Source organism: Colwellia aquaemaris (genome assembly GCF_057548755.1).
The window spans coordinates 1-18,462 of sequence record NZ_BAAJLV010000002.1; the positions used below are offsets into that span (position 1 = coordinate 1).

Sequence of the window (18,462 nt, forward strand, 5' to 3'; positions counted from 1 at the left end):
AAAGCCCGTTACAAAAGTGACGGGCTTTTTGCTATTTAAAATTCAAAATATTAGTAAAATTGACCCGCCTTCTTTTTCTATATTCTATTTTTGAATAAAAAAGCCATTTCTATTCTTTTTCATTAGACTACATTCAGTCTATTCTTGCCTCATTAATTAGTAATGGGCGTTTAGTCAACATGTTGCCGGAACAGAAAAATTTAAATCAAACAATGCTAGATACCAATCAATTGGCGTCTTTCAAGCAAAGCATTAACGACCTTTCACCACTTCAACTAGCTTGGGCTAGTGGTTATTTAGCTGCTAAAGCTGAAGGCAGTAGTACCGCAGTATTGCCTGCAGCTGTTCAAGGTGCAACTGCTTCAACTCTGACTATTTTATACGGCTCCCAAACAGGTAATGCAAAAGGTGTTGCGAAGAATTTAGCGGCTCAAGCTAAAGCAGAAGGTTTAAATGTTGAGCTTAAGAACATGAGCGAAATTAAGCCTAAGGCTATAAAGAATATCAGCCATTTATTGATAGTAGCAAGTACCAATGGTGAAGGTGAAGCGCCAGATGATGCCATTGCATTGCATGAGTTCTTAGCGTCAAAGAAAGCACCTAAACTTGAGCAATTACATTATAGTGTTTTATCGCTTGGCGATAGTAGCTATGAATTCTTCTGTCAAACAGGTAAAGACTTTGACCTTTATCTTGAAAAGCTAGGCGCTAAAAGAATTGCTGAACGTGTTGATTGTGACGTTGATTATGATGCGCAGGCAAATTCTTGGTCAACAAATGTTATTACTAAGGCTAAAACGCTACTCGATGTGGAGAAGCCAGCTAATAATGTTGTTTCACTCACTAGTGCTGGTCAAAGTGAAGAACAATACACTAAGCAAGAGCCCTACGCCGCTGAGCTTTTATTGAGTCAGAAAATCACTGGCCGAGATTCCGCAAAAGACGTTCGCCATATTGAAATCGATCTAGGTGAATCTGGCATTACCTATCAAGCAGGTGATGCCTTAGGCGTTTGGTTTGAAAACTCTTCAGAACTAGTTGAAGAGCTTATTAGTGTTGCTGGTTTTAAGCGTGAGAGTGAAGTTAATATTGGTGATAAAAGCCTTGTTCTTAAAGATGCATTAACGTCTAAGTTTGAGATCACCCAAACTTCTATTAATTTTGTCGAGTTTTGGGCGCATAAAAGCGCAAACAAGGAGCTGCTGGCATTGTTAGACGATAAAGCTGCATTAAGAGAATATGCCGCTAAGCATCAAGTGGTGGATGTGGTTAAATCAGCACCATTAGGCTCAGAAGCAACATTAACAGCACAAGAGTTTACTGATGCATTACGTAAAATTACTCCAAGACTATATTCGATAGCTTCATCGCAAAGTGAAGTTGAAGAAGAGGTGCACCTAACGGTTGGACTCGTTGAATATCAAAAAGACGGTATAACTCGTCAAGGCGGAGCGTCAGGATTTTTAGCTAATGGCCTTGAAGAAGGTGGTGAAGTTAAGGTTTTTATTGAACACAATGATAACTTTAGGTTGCCAAGCAATACTGATACGCCAGTTATTATGATAGGCCCAGGTACAGGTGTTGCACCTTTTAGAGCCTTTATGCAAGAGCGAGAGGCAACTGATGCTAGCGGCGAGAATTGGTTGTTTTTCGGTGATCAAACTTTTACACAAGATTTCTTATATCAAGTCGAATGGCAGAATTACTTAAAGTCTGGCTTGTTAACAAAAATTGATTTGGCTTTCTCTAGAGACCAAGCAGAAAAAATATATGTTCAAGACCGCTTACGTGAAAATGCACAAGAACTATATGCATGGTTAGAACGAGGCGCGCACCTATATATTTGCGGTGATATGAGTCGGATGGCTAAAGATGTGGAGCTCGCACTTGTTGACATTATTAGTGAGCAAGGTGGTAAGACAACCGAACAAGCACAGCAATATTTAAAAGATTTACGTAGCGCTAAGCGTTATCAGAAGGACGTATACTAATGACTGATTCAACTCAAAAAATGCAAGCAACAGGTCCGATAATTGTTGAAGGAAAGCATGCTGATAACGAAAGGCTAAAAGCGGAAAGTAACTACTTACGTGGCACCATAGTTGACGATTTAAAAGATAATGTAACAGGTGGCTTTACCGCGGACAATTTCCAGCTCATTAGAACACATGGTATGTATCAGCAAGACGACCGTGATATTCGTAATGAGCGTGCCAAACAAAAGCTAGAACCGCTTCACAATGTGATGTTGCGTGCACGTATGCCTGGCGGCATTATCACGCCAACACAGTGGTTAGCCATTGATAAGTTTTCTCGTGAAAAAACCAGTTATGGCAGTATTCGAATCACTACTCGTCAAACGTTTCAATTTCATGGTGTGCTAAAGCCTAATATTAAGTTAATGCACCAAACATTAAATGAGTATGGCATTGACTCTATTGCAACCGCTGGTGATGTAAATCGTAATGTACTTTGTACAACTAATCCGGTTGAGTCTGAATTGCACCAAGAATCCTATGAATGGGCTAAGAAAATAAGTGAACACTTATTACCCAAAACTAGAGCTTATGCAGAAATTTGGTTAGATGGTGAAAAAATTGAAGGTGGTACTGAAGTAGAAGAGGTTGAACCTATTTTAGGTCGTACTTACTTACCGCGTAAATTTAAAACAACGGTTGTCATTCCGCCGCAAAATGACGTTGACGTTCACGCTAATGACTTAAACTTTGTCGCTATTGCTGACAACGGCAAGCTTGTTGGCTTTAACGTACTTGTTGGCGGTGGTTTAGCCATGACTCATGGTGATAAGTCTACCTACCCGCGTAAAGCAGATGACTTTGGTTTTGTATCATTAGAAAAGACCTTAGATGTTGCAGCTGCAGTTGTTACTACCCAGCGTGATTGGGGTAACCGAGTTAATCGTAAAAATGCCAAAACAAAATATACGCTAGATCGTGTGGGTGTTGATACATTCAAAGCGGAAGTTGAAAAGCGCGCAGGTATTACCTTTGAAGAAAGTCGAGCTTATGAGTTTACAGGCCGAGGTGATCGTATTGGCTGGACTGAAGGTTTTGATGGTAAGCACCACTTAGCGCTATTTATTGAAAACGGACGTCTACTTGATAAACCAAACTTACCACTAAAAACAGGTGTTGCAGAAATAGCGAAAATCCACAAAGGTGATTTTCGAATGACAGCAAACCAAAACTTGATCATTGCTGGTATTGCAACTGAAGATAAAGCTGAAATTGAGCGTATTGCACGTGCACATGGATTAATTTCTGATGACGTTAGTGTACAACGTAAGAATTCAATGGCTTGTGTTGCATTTCCTACATGTCCTTTGGCAATGGCTGAAGCGGAAAGATACCTACCCGGCTTAGTGACTGATGTTGAGTCCATATTAGCAAAACATGGTGTTAGTGAAGAGAGCATTATTTTACGAGTAACCGGTTGTCCGAATGGTTGCGGTCGCGCCATGCTTGCTGAAATTGGCTTGGTCGGTAAAGGACCTGGCAAATACAATATGCATTTAGGTGGCAATATTTCGGGTACTCGAGTGCCAAAAATGTATAAAGAGAATCTTAATGAGCAAGATATATTACAAGAGATAGACAGCTTGGTTGCTCGATGGGTTAGTGAACGAAATAAGGCTGAAGCGTTTGGTGACTTTGTGATTCGTGCCGGCATTATTCGTGAAGTGATAATCAGTAAGCGAGACTTTCATGACTAACATTATAAAAGCGACAACTGCGCCAGTTATTAACAATAAATTTCCTGCTTCTTTACCTGAGCCTTGGCTCAAACAATGGAATGAATTGTTGGAAAAACAGTCGGCGACTAAACGAGTAGAATGGGCGATGGAAAACCTGCCATCGCAATTTGTTCTATCTTCAAGTTTTGGTATTCAGTCGGCGGTTATGTTGCATATGTTGACGAAAATAGACCCTAATATACCGGTATTGCTTACCGATACAGGGCATTTATTTCCAGAGACCTATCAGTTTATTGAGCAACTTACTGAGCGATTAAAGTTAAATTTGCAAGTTTTTAGTGCCAAGGAAAGTGCTGCATGGCAACAAGCAAAATACGGAGAAGAGTGGGCAGCAGATGAAGCGTCTTTAAAAGCATATAACAGGCGCAATAAGGTTGAACCACTTGAACGTGGTTTGACTGAACTACAAGCGGGTACTTGGTTTTCTGGCGTTAGACGTCAACAGTCAAGTCACAGAGAAGGGCTGTCTGTTGTTAGTATTTTAAGAGGGCGCTTTAAAGTTCATCCGATTATTGACTGGTCAAATAAGGATGTTCACCAATACTTAACCGAAAATAATTTACCATATCACCCTTTATGGGATGAAGGCTATGTGTCCGTTGGTGATGTTCATAGCACTAGGCCATTAACGGCAGGTATGGATGAAAGCGATACTCGCTTTTCAGGTATGCAGCGAGAATGTGGCTTACATACTGATGGGGATGGTATTTAACAAATGTTAATTGGAGCACATTAGTGTTCCAATTTATTATTGACCGTTATTGAAACCTTTATTCCTCAATTAAGAAATTTTCTGATAACTGCGCTTTAAGTGTCGTTAAATAACTAAGATCAGCGTTATCAGAAATTAACAGCGCAAGTTCAGTGCCTATCGGCGTAAACTTATAGAAAGTTAGAATACAGTCAGACTTTTTAGCAATAAAATTAATAACTTTAGAGTGGTAGCTAAATTGTATTTGGTCGCTTTTTCCAAGGATATGGCTTTCTGTCTCTTGCTCAAAGAGTAAATGATTTTCAGCTAAGGTTAATATGTCAGCATAGCTTAATCCTACCTGATTTAAGTCAACCCGTTGTTGGCGTTGCTTATTGAAGAAGTTAAACAACTTAGGAATTTGATAAGCACCACTGATAATACGAATATTTTTTTTACGAGCATCACTCATTGAGACACTACAAGCTTTCGCTAAAAGTTTAGCTTCTGCAATACTCATATTCCTAAACGCTTTTAGTGTTTTTAAAGAAAAAGATCCCGGTTGCGTCACTTCACCAGCTAAAATTTTTGCCCATAAGTCTTGCATGGTTTTATTGCTAATGCCTTCAGCAAGATAGATGAAACGGCTAAACCAATCTTGATCCGCACGGCTAGCCACTGTGCTATCAGAGCAATACTGTATAGCGCGTAAAATAATAGCTTCAATATTTTGTTGTTGACGTAGTTCTGCTAATTTAATGCGGCGAAATGACCTATCTTCAATGGGAGCTTGCTTATCTTCAGGTAATAATGCTCCATCTAAAGAGAACTTTTTTGCTAAACCGAGTAGTTGCTTTTGCGACGAAATATGAGGTGTTTTACTGGTGTTTGTTTGTTCGGAGCTAGTACGTTTATTGGTATCAACAACTACCGTGGTATTTTCGCTTATAGTGTCAGTATTGGGATTTATTTGTTTTTCGTTCTGCGAAGCCACGTTGTCTCCTTAAAATCCAATGTTGTCGAGTTATTAAAGATAGCATTGATAAGCTGATTATTATAGCTATTAATGATGCGCTTTAGTATTTGCATATATTTCTTATAAGGCTTTACAAAAAGCTATTTCTTACCTTTAATTTATAAGTATACCGAGGCAATGTTTTCTCATTTTAATTGTACATATAGATGAAATTTATTTTCATAATCTTGAATGGGAAAATATTATTACAACGAAATGTTGAATATTCCTTATCTGACTTTTATTATGTACTTATATCTGGTGGCTTTTTCTATAAAATTGTTCACCAAAAAAAACTGCTAGTTGCTGTTTACTAGTGCATTGAGGATGATATGCAAGTTTCCGAAAATACAAATGATGATTTTTTGTTTATCGATGATAGTGATGAAGATGAAATATTAGACTCCGCTGTTGGTGATACATGGAAAGTATTGATTGTTGATGATGATCCGGAAATTCATTCTGTTACCCAACTGGCCTTATCAGACTTAGTTGTTTTAGGGCGACATTTAGAATACCTTCACGCCTATTCAGGCCAAGATGCTTGTAAACTAATTGAAGAGCATGATGATATTGTTTTAGTGTTACTTGACGTTGTGATGGAAAGTGATGACGCAGGGTTAGCCGTAGTTAAGCATATTCGTGAACAATTAAAACGTGATGACATACGTATTGTGTTAAGAACTGGCCAACCAGGTTATGCACCCGAAGAGAGTGTTATCAAAGATTACGACATCAATGACTATAAAACTAAAACCGAGTTAACCCGTCGAAAATTAGTTACTACAGTTTACGCGGCTATTCGCTCTTATCAACAAATTGATTCCGTAACAAAAAACCGTGAGGGCTTAGAGCGCATTATTGGTGCTGCGGCTAATTTGCTTGAGCAGCATAGCGTTCACGATTATGCCAATGGCGTATTATCTGAATTTAAAAATATTGCCGATTCAAATACCAGTGTGTTTTGCGCTCGAGGGCAAGGCATTGTTGATGGTGCCGATGACTTAAGTTTATATATTTTAGGTCAGGAAGGTGTACCAAATAATAAAATTAATCAAAAATTGGCAAGCCTAGACAATCCTGATGCGGTGAGGCAAATCACTAGTTGCTTCCAGCAAAAACAACATTTCTTTACCAGCACGTCTACCTCACTATATTTTGGTAGCGGTGGATTTAGAGCGGTAGTGCATTTAGAGCTTGAGCAAGAGCTCAATAGTATTGAAAAGCAATTAATCGAAGTCTTTTTAACTAATATTGCCACCGGTTATGAAAATGTTCATCTGTTCCAAAAGTTGCGTAATGCTGCCTATAAAGATTGGTTAACGGAATTACCTAATCGATTAGACTTTGTTAACTTGTTAGATGACTTTTGCCAAAGCGATGACGAAGAGCTTGTTGCTGCATTAATTGATATTAACCACTTTAGCGATATTAACGATGGCTTAGGTCAAGATGTTGGTAATCAGTTATTAATGGCTGTTTCTTCTCGTATTCGCAGTGTCGGGGATAAATGTCACCTCGCCCGCATTGGCGCCGATGTTTTTGGTATTATCGGCTCAAAAAAAGTTGTTAACCCAGAAACGTTAATGGCTTTGTTTAGTCGACCATTCGCTGCTGGAGAACAAAACTTACCTATTAGCGCTTGTTTTGGTTTTTGTGCGAAAGCGTCTGCCGGTGCGCGTGGCGTTAAGGTATTAAATCAAATTAATATTGCCTTGAACCTAGCAAAAAAATCACAGCAAGATCCATTTGTTTATTATCAACAAGAAATGGAAGACAAAACCTTGTGGCGCTTAGGCATGATCCGTCAATTACGAACTGACTTTGCTGAGAATCGACTTGAACTTTGGTATCAGCCACAATTAAGTTTAGCTACAGGTAAAATTATTGGTGCTGAAGCATTACTGCGCTGGAAAACAGCGGAAGGAAAGTTTATTTCGCCTGCGGTATTTATTCCACTTGCAGAATATTCAGGCTTGATTATTGATATTGGTAATTGGGTGGTTGACCAAGCGTGTTCAACGCTAAACAAGCTGGCTGAGAGCCAGTTTGAAGATGTCAGTATTTCTGTCAATGTCTCAATTCCACAATTTAAGCGTGATAATTTCGTTGATACGATTATTGAAACAACGCAAGTAAATAAGGTCGATCCAAGTAAATTAGAACTAGAAATTACTGAAAATGTATTAATGGATGAACCTCAGGTTATCATTGATGCGCTAGTACAATTGAAAGCCCAAGGTATCAGTATCGCTTTAGACGACTTCGGAACGGGTTTTTCATCGCTAAGCTATTTACAAAAACTGCCTTTAGATCGCCTTAAAGTCGACCGTTCATTTGTTAACGATATTGCGGAACCTGGCGGTTCAGTTATTGCTGAAACCATCATTAATTTAGGCAAGCAAATGGGCTTAAAAGTGATTGCAGAAGGCATTGAAAATGTTGAGCAAGAAATGCAATTAAAAACACTTGCTTGTGATGAAGTGCAAGGGTTTTATTACGCAAAACCTATGCCGGTGGATGAATTCTTTTCCTGTCTAGAAAAAAGAAATCGATAACTAATCTCACAACATATATACCGATAGCAAAAATGCTATCGGTACTACTATTAAGTACTTTCTTTTACTTGTAACTTTTCTTTATAGCTAAATTCATTGTCTATTGCTGGAGCATGCGGCATAACAAAAGTGAGGGCTAGAGAACAGCAAGCAAAACCAGCCCCAACGTAAAATACCCATGAAGCATTTATGATCCATACCATGCCAAGTAGGGCAGGAATGACTACTGCGGCAATATGGTTTATTGAAAAGCTAACACCCGCGCTAGCTGCAATATCTTCAGGTAAAGCAATTTTTTGGAAATAGGTTTTAATTGCGATGGCTAAGGCAAAAAATAAGTGATCTATTACATAGAGTGCTGCCGCTATTGTGGCATTCTCAACTAGGCCATACAAAATAAATAATAGTACTAAACCAATGTACTCAAATCTTAAAACATAGCGTTCACTTACCTTACCTATGAACTTGCCAATTTTAGCGGCAAATAGCCAATTAAAAACATAGTTAATTAAAAATAAGGCACTAACGTCGGCAACACTATAATGGAATTTTTCGACCATTAAAAAGCCCGCAAAAACGACAAATATTTGCCGACGAGCACCACTAAAAAAGGTTAATGCATAAAATAGCCAATAGCGCTTGCGCAGCAATAACTTCTTCGATTGCTCTGCAGGTTGTGGAAAGTGTGGGTATGAAAAAGCTAAAAACAGTGTAAATAGCAGTGCAACCCCGCCAAATAATAAATAGGTTGCTTGGTAGCTCCAACTAAAATATTCCATCAGTAACCAGATACTGCTGAACGCAAGCAATGATGCAATAGACTTTACCGACAACGCGCGACCTAGAAAATGTGCTGTTTTGTCTTTATCAACCCATTGTAATGCTAAAGATTGGTTGACAGTTTCAAAATAATGAAAGCCTATCGACATAATGATGGTTGTTAAATATAGGCCTACAACGGAAGGGAATAGCCCTGTTATTGCCACGCCAATACTGGTTAATGCTAAAGAAATGTAGGCCAGCTTTTGTTCACGAATAAATAACAAGGCGTAAATAACGGTAAAAGCGAGAAAGCCTGGCACTTCTCGTAAACTCTGTAATATACCAATTTCCACACCGGTAAAGCTTGCCTTCTCAACAACAAAGTTGTTTAGCAGTGCCATCCAAACAGAGAAAACCAATGGCATAATAAAGGCCATAGCAAGTAAGAGGTTCTCTGGTGTTCGAAACTTTGTCAGGGAAGGCATTTTCAGTCCTGTTTAATGGTATAGAAGAGCAAGCTATTGTATGTTAATTGAGTGTAAAATACACGATGAACTCAGCAGCTTGGTTTGTGACAAATATAAATCTACATCAAACCTTGCACATTTTTGGCATTTTAAAATTAGACGATAAAAGCACTATGAATATAAATAAACTGGCAGAGCAAAACTATAATTGGGTTGAACGTATGGGTTGGCATAATAAAACAACCTTAGAGGCGCTAGCCTTGGTGGCCTCAGAAGTAGGTGAAGCCATTAATGAGTGTCGAGGTGAAAAGCCAACAGCTGAATTTCCTGAAGAGCTGGCTGATATCGTACTTAGAGTTTTAGACATCGCACACTGGCACAACATTGACATGGAAAAAGCCCTGAAAGCTAAAATGCACAAGAATGAGCAGCGTGGTAGTCGAGGCCGAATAAAGTAAACTATATTAGTTTTTAGTTGAGAAGTGTACCGTTGCTGTGCAGCCTGAATACTCATTGTTGGTAATTGAAAAACCGCAATGATATTGTTGGCAAATATCTCTTACCAGTAATAAACCAAGGCCATAACCCTGTGTTGTGCTGTCTTTTTTTAGTCCCATACCGGTATCAATTATTCGAATTTTATCTTGCTCTGCTTCAAGTGTAATATGACCATTTTCTGTGTAAGAAAAAGCATTTTTAATTAAATTGCCAAGCAATATATGAAACGCTGCACTGGGCATCTTAATTTCGGGCTCAGCTTTTATATCAATACACCAGTTAATTTCTTTTCCGATAATTTTTTGTTGGTGGTCTTCTACAATGCGAGTAATTTCTTCAAGAGTTACCCGTCGCTTATTACATTCTAATTCTTCAACAGGTTTGGTTAAATTCAGTAAGGTTTCGATGAATTCATTCATTTCGCTGTTTGCTTTCATCAGTCTTTTGCGCTGCTTTTCAACAAAAGCTTTTTCGTTGGACTCTCCCAGTAGGGTAATTGCACCACTCATGACGGTAAGCGGGGTTCTTAGCTCATGGCTAGCATACCTGTTAAAAGCTCTTTCTCGTTCAATTAAGTTTTGAATACGTGCTTGAAAAGCATTAAATGTTTCTACCATGGCAACTAATTCGCTTGTTTTAGTGCCAGAAGGTAATGGCAGTGGTGTTAAATCGCTGGTATTTTTATTGGCTAGTGCATGCGCGAATGTTGAAATTGGCTTGGTTAACTTTCCTGCTATTGTTAGTACCGCAGATAAACTGACAATTAACAGTAAAAGAGAGGTTAAAAATTGTTTTGATAAACTACTAAATAATTGCTCTTCACTTAGTTCATATAATGAGTTGTCTAATACTAACAATGTATCAACATATTCACCGTTTATCATAAGTTTCTTTTTCATAATGAAGTGTGCGTGAACATCTGCAGGCATGGGAATTTCAATGGCTTGATCATATTCAATAGACGTAGGATCAGGAAATGCTTTTGGCAGCGCACTAAAGTCAAAGTAAACTCTTGGGCTAGGATCAAAATCGGCTTTGCCTTGAGTAGTAACTTCTTTAAACACTAATGTTGTCACTTCACTGTTTTGTAATGATTTTTCTGAAAATTCCGCTAGATTTAGCAATTTATTTTCGGCATAAATATGTTCTAAATCTTCGGTAGTAAACTCAAACACAGAAGCATGAATAACAATAATGGCAATGGCAACAATTGAAAAATAAAGAAAGGTTAAGCGTTTTGCCGAATGAAATATTTTCATAGCTTTTTTTAAGTCGTTATTTTAAATCTTCTTCAAGCTGTAGTTGATAACCTACTTTTGGAATTGTGCGAATGTAGGCATGCTTAAATGGTTTGTCTATTTGGCTACGCAGTTGATAAATGTGATGGCGTAGTACGTCATCTTCAGGCATATCGTCTTGCCATACTTGGCTAAGTACTTCTTCTCGTGTTGCAATATCTGGTGCCCGTAACATTAGTGTTTTCATAATGGTAAATAAGGTCTGGTTTAATTGAAACTGGCATTCGTTTCGCGACAACACTCTATTGCCAAGATCTAAGGAAAGAGTTGAAAAATTTAATGTTTTCCTAGCTACGTTGCCAGAATTTCGTTGGTACAATGCGTTCACTCTTGCTGCCAGAATATTTAAATCAAAAGGTTTTACCAGATAATCGTCAGCGCCATGCTCAAAACCATCTAATATATCTTTATTACTATCACGTGCGGTTAGCATTAATATTGGCGTATCAATACCGTGTTTTCTAAGCTTTTCACAGACACTAAAACCGTCGAGAAAAGGCAGCATTACATCTAGAATAATTACGTCGTAATGATTTTTACTTGCTAATTCAAATCCTTGTTGCCCATCGCGAGCATAATCTAGTTGATAATTTTTAATTTCAAAAAAATCGAAAATCACACCAGCAATCTCTTGATGATCTTCTACTAATAATATTTTCATTATTAACCTTACGTCCAAATATCTTGCAACACTGACGTTTAGACATGTAAATGATAAATAGTTCGATGTAGAAAAAATGTTAGTGACCTTTTTACGACATAGGTTTTTATACACTCCTGCAAAATCTGGCTGATATAGCCGAGAAGACTTAACTCTGCAGAGGTGTGCATTGAATAAATTAGAAACTAAAAAGCTTCGACTCCCTTCCATCAGGGTTACCGCTAATCAACTCATTCTATTGGTAAGTTTATATTTTACACTGGTATTGAATCAGCCGTTCTTGTCAGGGTTTATGGGCGCGATTGTGGCGTTAGAAGAATATAAAATTTTATTTTTACTGTCGGTACCTTTGTTGCTATTTAGTTTATTAAACCTGCTGTTATCGTTATTCTCAGTACGTTACTTGCTAAAGCCAGCCTTTATTGTGCTGACATTAGTGTCTACATTGGTATTTTATGGCACCTTGAATTACGGAGTGGTTTTTGACTATGGCATGATAGAAAATTCTGTAGAAACCAATAGTGCCGAAGCGCTCTCTTACCTTAATATCGAACTTATAATATTTTTTCTTGCACTTGGAGTGATGCCCGCAATCGCAATATTTTTGGTTAATATTAACTATCAAACGCTAATTAAAGAAACGGCACAACGGTTTAAACTAGTGGTGTGCTCAGCCATTTCTGTTTGCATTATTGCTTATGCTTTTTATCCAAGTTACTCGGCAGTTGCTAGAAACAATAATTATCTGAAAAAATACCTTGTGCCTTCTCAGTACCTGAGCAGCGGCTATAAGTATGCGCGAGACTCGCTGTTTTATCGTGATGTGAAATTTACTATTCTAGATGCTGAGCCCAAATTAATACCGTCTTTACAAGAAAAAAAGCGTGTAACTGTAATGGTTATTGGAGAAACAGCACGAGCAAAAAACTTCTCTCATAACGGTTACAACAAAGCAACAAATCAGTTTACTCAGCCCTACAATTTAATTTCATTTCAGGACATGCAATCATGTGGTACAGCTACGGCGGTATCGGTACCTTGCATGTTTTCGGCATTGACCCGAGAAGAATTTGATCGCCGCACCGCTGATAATCAACAGAACTTACTCGATTTAGCTGCACTTGCTGGCGTTGATGTGCTTTGGGTTGATAATAATGGCTGTAAAGGTGTATGTGCGCGAGTTCCTACGATTAAAATAGATGTTAACCAGCAGCATGCTTTATGTGATGGTGAATATTGCCAAGACGGTATTTTGTTAGAGCCATTGCGCGAGAAGCTTAATAAGCTGAGTGCGCCATCAACACTGATAGTTTTACATATGATGGGCTCGCATGGCCCCACTTACTTTAAACGTTACCCGAAAGAAAATACCGTTTTTACACCGGAGTGCGCCCGTAGCGATATTCAAAATTGCAGCCATGAAGAATTGCAAAATACCTACGATAATACCATTGCCTATACCGACTTTGTGCTATCAAAAGTTATTGAAAATTTAACCCAATTGCCTGACAGCATAGAAACGGCCATGTTGTATGTTTCTGACCACGGAGAATCATTGGGTGAATCAGGTGCCTACTTGCATGGCTTTCCGTATGCCCTATCACCTAATGAACAACGAGAAATACCTATGCTAGTTTGGTTACCTGAGCTGGGTGCAACAAAAGTTTCACAGCAACAAAATAAGCAACAGTGTTTAGAGAATATTGCTGATAGTAAAGCACTTAATCACGATTATATTTTTCACAGTATGTTAGGTTTACTAGACGTAGAAAGTAGTAGTTATCAGCAAGAGCTCGATTTTTTCTCTCACTGCAGCTCACCTATATATGACGAGACACTACAATTAGCACAAACAGACGAGGCAGAATAATGTTTGCACCAGAAAATAAAAAACAAGGCCTAACTAGAATACTCTCAGCATTTAACAATACCTGTAAAGGCCTTAGTTGGATGATGAAAAATGAGGCAGCGTTTAAACAAGAGTTGCTGTTATGCTTAATATTAATTCCAGTAACTTTTGTGGTGGACATTTCTTTAGCTGAGCAAGCAGCATTAATTATTTCACTGTTATTCGTATTGTTCACCGAAACATTAAATACAGCTATTGAAGCTGTGGTTGACCGTATCGGCTATCAATACCATGAGCTTTCCGGTTTAGCGAAAGATTTAGCATCGGCCGCGGTTTTTATTAGCATGATTATCGCGCTTATAATTTGGGGCGCTGTTCTACTAGGCAGTTAGCAAATCAAAATAGCGGTATAAGTTACTCGTGGTAAGTTTCAAACCATAATTATAATAGCGATTAATTTCGCTATTTTTTTATTTAAAAATAATATTAATACACCTAATTAAAACACCTGTTTAAAAAAATTTGCTTTCCCAACTCTTTCAAGGCAAACTCATTGGCACTTTATTTCTTTTACTCGTTTATTATAAATAATGAGTAAGCTAAATATTCACACGCTTGGTAGTAGTCTATGATTACGTATTACCAGTCAATCGACCCATAAAAGTCAGGAGAGTAGGCATGTTATTTCAAGGCAAAAGCCTTTCTGCCCAGTTGTTAGATGACGGCATTGTTGAATTTAAATTCGACGCGCAAGGCTCAGTTAACAAATTTGATCAGGCAACGTTTAAAGAATATATCGCAGTTGTTGATGCCATCAATAACTGTAGTGAAGCAAAAGGGGTATTAGTTACTTCTGGTAAGTCTTCGTTCATCGTTGGTGCTGATATCACCGAATTTTTAGAAACCTTTAAAAAACCTGAAGAAGTTTTGATCCCATGGATCAAAGAAGGCTCTGACGTATTTGACTCATTTGAAGATATTAACTTACCAACGGTTGTTGCTATTAATGGTTTCGCATTAGGTGGCGGTTGTGAAATGACCTTAGCTTGTGACTATCGTATTGCTGACACCACGTGTTCAATTGGTTTACCCGAAGTGAAATTAGGCTTAATGCCAGGCTTTGGTGGTACAGTACGTTTACCTCGTGTTATCGGTGCTGATAATGCTATTGAGTGGATGTCGACAGGTAAAGCTCATAAAGCAGAACAAGCCATGGCTGTTGGTTTACTGGATGCGGTTGTTGCACCTGAACATTTACGTGAAGCGGCAATGAACATGCTGAAACAAGCCATTGCTGGCAAGTTAGATTGGCGCGCAAAACGTCAACCTAAGTTGGAAGCATTAAAGTTATCGCCAACTGAAACTATAATGACTTTTAATACCTGTAAGGGCATGATTGCGGCAAAAGCGGGTAAACACTACCCAGCACCTATGGCAACCGTAAATACGATTGAAGCAGCGGCAGGACTAGATCGCGCTGGCGCAATGGCTCTAGAAAATGCTGGTTTTGCAAAGCTTGCCAAAACTGATGCCGCGACCGCACAAATTGGCTTATTTATGGCGGACCAAGTGGTTAAAGGCAAAGCGAAAAAAGCCGGTAAGCAAGCGACTAAAACTGTTAACAAAGCAGCTGTCTTGGGTGCTGGTATTATGGGCGGTGGTATTGCATACCAGTCGGCTTATAAAGGTACGCCAATCATCATGAAAGACATCAACGATCAAGCCTTAGACTTAGGCTTAACAACAGCTGCAGGCATTTTGAGCAAGCAAGTTGAGCGTGGTCGCATGAACGCTAAGAAAATGGCGGGCGTGTTAAATAACATCACACCATCTTTAAGCTACGACAGTGTTAAAGGTGTTGATATTGTTGTTGAAGCGGTAGTTGAAAACCCGAAAGTTAAAGCTATGGTATTAGCTGAAGTTGAAAGCCATGTAGCTGACGATGCCATTGTTACTTCAAATACTTCAACCATTTCAATTGATCTACTGGCAGAAAGTGTAAAACGCAAAGACAAATTCTGTGGTATGCATTTCTTCAACCCAGTAAACAAAATGCCATTAGTAGAAGTTATTCGTGGTAAAGAAACCTCTGATGAAACCGTAGCAGCTGTTGTGGCATACGCGGCGAAAATGGGTAAATCACCTATCGTAGTTAACGATTGTCCAGGTTTCTATATTAACCGTGTTTTATTCCCTTACTTTGCCGGTTTTAGTCAATTAGTACTTGAAGGTGCTGACTTTACCGCTGTTGATAAAGTCATGGAAAAACAATTTGGCTGGCCAATGGGCCCTGCGTATCTACTTGACGTTGTCGGGATTGATACCGCCGATCATTGTACCGGTGTGATGTCATCCGGTTTCCCAACCCGCATGGCAAAAATTGATAACGACCCGGTAAGTGCTTTATATGCTAATGAGCGTTTTGGTCAGAAAAACGGCAAAGGTTTCTACGATTACGGTAAAGACAAGCGTGGTCGTCCAACAAAAGTTGCTGCACAAGCGGCATATGACTTATTTGCTGTAGACAGCAAAGAGTTCAGCCAAGATGAAACCATTGCTCGCTTGATGATCCCTATGGTCAATGAAGTTATTCGTTGTTTAGAAGAAGGTGTGGTTGATACTGCAGCTGAAGCCGATATGGGCTTAATTTACGGCTTAGGCTTTCCGCCATTTAGAGGTGGCCCAATTCGTTATTTAGAAACATTAGGTTTAGATAACTTTATTGCTATGGCAGATAAGTACGCTCACCTAGGCGAAATTTATCAAGTGACTGACGGACTTCGCGAAATGGCGAAATCTGGCAAATCTTATTTTACAACCGATGTTAAAACTAACAGCGCTAAAACAGCTTAGGCGAAGGAGAAAATCATGAAAGAAGTCGTAATTGTCGATTGCATCCGTACCCCAATGGGGCGCTCAAAAGCTGGTGTTTTTCGTAATGTTCGTGCTGAAACTTTATCAGCACATTTAATGCAACAATTGTTAGTTAGAAACCCGAATTTAGACCCAGCATTAATTGAAGATATTATTTGGGGTAATGTAAAGCAAACTAAAGAGCAAGGTTTCAACATTGCACGTAATGCGCAATTGCTAACTGATATTCCAAAGTCTACCGGTGCTGTTACGGTTAACCGTTTATGTGGTTCTTCAATGCAGGCACTACATGACGCTACAACCAATATTATGGCCGGGCAAGGCGATGTGTTTATGGTTGGTGGTGTTGAGCATATGGGTCATGTACCTATGATGTACGATGTTGATTTTGACCCAGCACTAAGTAAGCATATTTCTCGTGCTGCCGGTAACATGGGCTTAACGGCTGAATTATTAGGTATGCAACATGGTGTTACTCGTGCAGAACAAGACGCCTTTGGCGCTCGTTCTCACCAATTAGCACATAAAGCTACATTGGAAGGTCGTTGGGCTAATGAAATTGTGCCGACATTAGGTCATGATGCCATGGGCGCATTAACACTTATTGAGCATGATGAAGTTATTCGTCCAGAAACTACCGTTGAGAGCTTATCAGGTTTACGTCCAGTATTTGACCCAGTAAACGGCACAGTAACGGCTGGTACTTCTTCTGCACTTTCTGATGGCGCTTCTGCAATGTTAGTCATGTCGGCAGAAAAAGCGAAAGCAATGGGCTTAACACCACGCGTTAAAATTCGCGGTATGGGTGTTGCAGGTTGTGATCCATCAACCATGGGCTTTGGTCCAGTTCCTGCCACTAAGAAAGCATTAAAACGTGCTGGCTTAACCTTGGCAGATATTGAATTGGCTGAGTTTAACGAAGCATTTGCTGCACAAGCATTATCATGTGTACGTTCATTAGGTTTAGAAGATAAAATGGATGACATGATCAACCTTAATGGTGGCGCTATTGCTTTAGGTCATCCACTAGGCTGTTCGGGTAGCCGTATTTCTGGCACTTTAATTAACTTAATGGAAGCACAAGACGCTAACATAGGTTTAGCCACTATGTGTATCGGTTTAGGCCAAGGTATTGCAACAGTATTTGAGCGTGTTTAAACGCTGCTATAGCATTTCCTAAATAGATATCAAAAAGCCCAACACTGTTGGGCTTTTTTTATGTACAGGATGTACGGTATGTCGCGATCACATGGATGTGAAAGAGCGTGTATGTGCAGGATGTACGGTAAATCGTGTTTGTAAGAACTTAAATAAGTGACTAGAGCCTACCTCTTATTTTCCATTCGATAAAGCACCACGTCTAAATCGCCTAATTGTGAGTCTGAATGAATATAAGATTTAATATATTCCATACCCATTTTCTTCATCACACCAACGGAACCGTCATTGCCGTGCATAGCAACAGCACTAAAGAATTTATTTTCTGGTAATTGGGCTAGAGCTTGGTGAATTTGTATTGCGGCTTCAGATGCATAGCCTTTGCCCCAAGTAGACTGTAAGAAGCGCCAACCTAATTCAATATCATCCCAAATCGGGTTATCGGAAAAAAAGTCCATCGGCCGAACTAAAATCCAGCCAATGTCTTGTTGAGTTTCAGTAATGGTTACTTTCCAAAGCCCCCAACCTTTATCAGCATTTTTATAGGCATTGTGACGAGGAATGAATTTGTTCTTAATGTCTTCACGACTTGTCATGTTGCCGCCATTGATATAGCGCATTACTTCTGGGTTTTGATCGAGCTGAAAAAGAAATTCACTGTCACTTTCATCAATTAATTTATAGCTAAGGCGTGCTGAATTTGTAATTTCCATAAGTATTCACCCATAAGTAGAGTTCAAGTTTTTGATCATGCTATCATTTTTAAATTCATTCAACGAAGTGAAATATTAAATTTTTTGATAGTTTGCTGTAATAGCTAAAAAAGCCAAGAGCGAAATTTGTTCTTGGCTTTCAG

The 18,462-nt window shown here is 39.0% G+C and carries 14 protein-coding genes; 9 read left to right on the forward strand and 5 right to left on the reverse strand.

Translation table 11 applies throughout. The features are described from left to right. Positions 1-179: 179 nt before the first annotated feature. The 3 genes from AC27HL_RS06395 to AC27HL_RS06405 are packed head-to-tail and all read left to right on the forward strand — an operon-like array spanning position 180 to position 4,487. The gene (locus AC27HL_RS06395; protein ID WP_487079930.1) at positions 180-1,991 is read left to right on the forward strand and encodes an assimilatory sulfite reductase (NADPH) flavoprotein subunit; all 1,812 of its coding nucleotides are present in this window, start codon (positions 180-182) and stop codon (positions 1,989-1,991) included. Between the two features lie 20 nt (positions 1,992-2,011). Continuing rightward, on the forward strand, positions 2,012-3,733 hold the full coding sequence (cysI, locus tag AC27HL_RS06400) for an assimilatory sulfite reductase (NADPH) hemoprotein subunit (RefSeq protein ID WP_487080742.1): 1,722 nt from the start codon (positions 2,012-2,014) through the stop codon (positions 3,731-3,733). After that, entirely contained in the window at positions 3,726-4,487 is a 762-nt protein-coding gene (locus tag AC27HL_RS06405; RefSeq protein WP_487079932.1) for a phosphoadenylyl-sulfate reductase, read from the forward strand. The genes cysI and AC27HL_RS06405 overlap by 8 nt, the downstream gene beginning before the upstream one ends. Before the next feature lie 58 nt (positions 4,488-4,545). Here the strand turns inward: AC27HL_RS06405 and AC27HL_RS06410 are convergent, their stop codons facing one another. After that, positions 4,546-5,460 (reverse strand): TIGR03899 family protein, encoded by a 915-nt coding sequence (locus AC27HL_RS06410; RefSeq protein ID WP_487079934.1) that lies wholly within the window; start codon positions 5,458-5,460, stop codon positions 4,546-4,548. A gap of 353 nt (positions 5,461-5,813) precedes the next feature. On the opposite strand from AC27HL_RS06410, the gene AC27HL_RS06415 reads away from it, so the two are divergent. Then, positions 5,814-8,039 carry a bifunctional diguanylate cyclase/phosphodiesterase gene (locus AC27HL_RS06415; protein ID WP_487079936.1) on the forward strand — a complete coding sequence of 742 codons (2,226 nt, stop codon included), beginning with the start codon at positions 5,814-5,816 and terminating at the stop codon, positions 8,037-8,039. A gap of 50 nt (positions 8,040-8,089) precedes the next feature. Here AC27HL_RS06415 and AC27HL_RS06420 read toward each other — a convergent pair whose 3' ends face one another. Continuing rightward, positions 8,090-9,286, reverse strand: a complete 1,197-nt coding sequence (locus tag AC27HL_RS06420; RefSeq protein ID WP_487079937.1) for an MFS transporter — start codon at positions 9,284-9,286, stop codon at positions 8,090-8,092. A gap of 86 nt (positions 9,287-9,372) precedes the next feature. On the opposite strand from AC27HL_RS06420, the gene AC27HL_RS06425 reads away from it, so the two are divergent. Beyond that, positions 9,373-9,726, forward strand: coding sequence for a MazG nucleotide pyrophosphohydrolase domain-containing protein (locus AC27HL_RS06425; protein WP_487079939.1), 354 nt, complete (start codon positions 9,373-9,375; stop codon positions 9,724-9,726). Between the two features lie 6 nt (positions 9,727-9,732). On the opposite strand, the gene AC27HL_RS06430 is transcribed toward AC27HL_RS06425, so the two are convergent. Next, positions 9,733-11,025 carry a sensor histidine kinase gene (locus tag AC27HL_RS06430; protein ID WP_487079941.1) on the reverse strand — a complete coding sequence of 431 codons (1,293 nt, stop codon included), beginning with the start codon at positions 11,023-11,025 and terminating at the stop codon, positions 9,733-9,735. A 16-nt stretch (positions 11,026-11,041) separates the two neighbouring features. Further along, positions 11,042-11,725 carry a response regulator transcription factor gene (locus AC27HL_RS06435; protein WP_487079943.1) on the reverse strand — a complete coding sequence of 228 codons (684 nt, stop codon included), beginning with the start codon at positions 11,723-11,725 and terminating at the stop codon, positions 11,042-11,044. 169 nt (positions 11,726-11,894) lie between these two features. Here AC27HL_RS06435 and AC27HL_RS06440 point away from each other — a divergent pair, with 169 nt between their 5' ends. The 4 genes from AC27HL_RS06440 (at position 11,895) to fadA (ending at position 17,606) form a co-directional block, all read left to right on the forward strand. Continuing rightward, a complete protein-coding gene (locus AC27HL_RS06440; RefSeq protein ID WP_487079945.1) occupies positions 11,895-13,595 on the forward strand; it encodes a phosphoethanolamine transferase in 1,701 nt (566 codons plus the stop codon). Then, positions 13,595-13,966 carry a diacylglycerol kinase gene (locus tag AC27HL_RS06445; RefSeq protein ID WP_487079946.1) on the forward strand — a complete coding sequence of 124 codons (372 nt, stop codon included), beginning with the start codon at positions 13,595-13,597 and terminating at the stop codon, positions 13,964-13,966. Before AC27HL_RS06440 ends, AC27HL_RS06445 begins: the two co-directional genes overlap by 1 nt. A gap of 286 nt (positions 13,967-14,252) precedes the next feature. Continuing rightward, positions 14,253-16,427, forward strand: coding sequence for a fatty acid oxidation complex subunit alpha FadB (fadB, locus tag AC27HL_RS06450; protein ID WP_487079948.1), 2,175 nt, complete (start codon positions 14,253-14,255; stop codon positions 16,425-16,427). A 15-nt stretch (positions 16,428-16,442) separates the two neighbouring features. Beyond that, a complete protein-coding gene (gene fadA, locus AC27HL_RS06455) occupies positions 16,443-17,606 on the forward strand; it encodes an acetyl-CoA C-acyltransferase FadA (protein ID WP_487079949.1) in 1,164 nt (387 codons plus the stop codon). A 167-nt stretch (positions 17,607-17,773) separates the two neighbouring features. Here fadA and AC27HL_RS06460 read toward each other — a convergent pair whose 3' ends face one another. Continuing rightward, positions 17,774-18,319, reverse strand: coding sequence for a GNAT family N-acetyltransferase (locus AC27HL_RS06460; protein WP_487079951.1), 546 nt, complete (start codon positions 18,317-18,319; stop codon positions 17,774-17,776). Between the last annotated feature and the right edge of the window lie 143 nt (positions 18,320-18,462).

Excerpts from the sequence above, each read along its gene's own strand:
- AC27HL_RS06395 (WP_487079930.1), top strand. The coding sequence starts at position 180 with ATGTTGCCGGAACAGAAAAATTTAAATCAAACAATGCTAGATACCAAT.
- cysI (WP_487080742.1), top strand. The coding sequence starts at position 2,012 with ATGCAAGCAACAGGTCCGATAATTGTTGAAGGAAAGCATGCTGATAAC.
- AC27HL_RS06405 (WP_487079932.1), top strand. The coding sequence starts at position 3,726 with ATGACTAACATTATAAAAGCGACAACTGCGCCAGTTATTAACAATAAA.
- AC27HL_RS06415 (WP_487079936.1), top strand. The coding sequence starts at position 5,814 with ATGCAAGTTTCCGAAAATACAAATGATGATTTTTTGTTTATCGATGAT.
- AC27HL_RS06420 (WP_487079937.1), bottom strand. The coding sequence starts at position 9,286 with ATGCCTTCCCTGACAAAGTTTCGAACACCAGAGAACCTCTTACTTGCT.
- AC27HL_RS06430 (WP_487079941.1), bottom strand. The coding sequence starts at position 11,025 with ATGAAAATATTTCATTCGGCAAAACGCTTAACCTTTCTTTATTTTTCA.
- AC27HL_RS06435 (WP_487079943.1), bottom strand. The coding sequence starts at position 11,725 with ATGAAAATATTATTAGTAGAAGATCATCAAGAGATTGCTGGTGTGATT.
- AC27HL_RS06445 (WP_487079946.1), top strand. The coding sequence starts at position 13,595 with ATGTTTGCACCAGAAAATAAAAAACAAGGCCTAACTAGAATACTCTCA.
- fadB (WP_487079948.1), top strand. The coding sequence starts at position 14,253 with ATGTTATTTCAAGGCAAAAGCCTTTCTGCCCAGTTGTTAGATGACGGC.
- fadA (WP_487079949.1), top strand. The coding sequence starts at position 16,443 with ATGAAAGAAGTCGTAATTGTCGATTGCATCCGTACCCCAATGGGGCGC.
- AC27HL_RS06460 (WP_487079951.1), bottom strand. The coding sequence starts at position 18,319 with ATGGAAATTACAAATTCAGCACGCCTTAGCTATAAATTAATTGATGAA.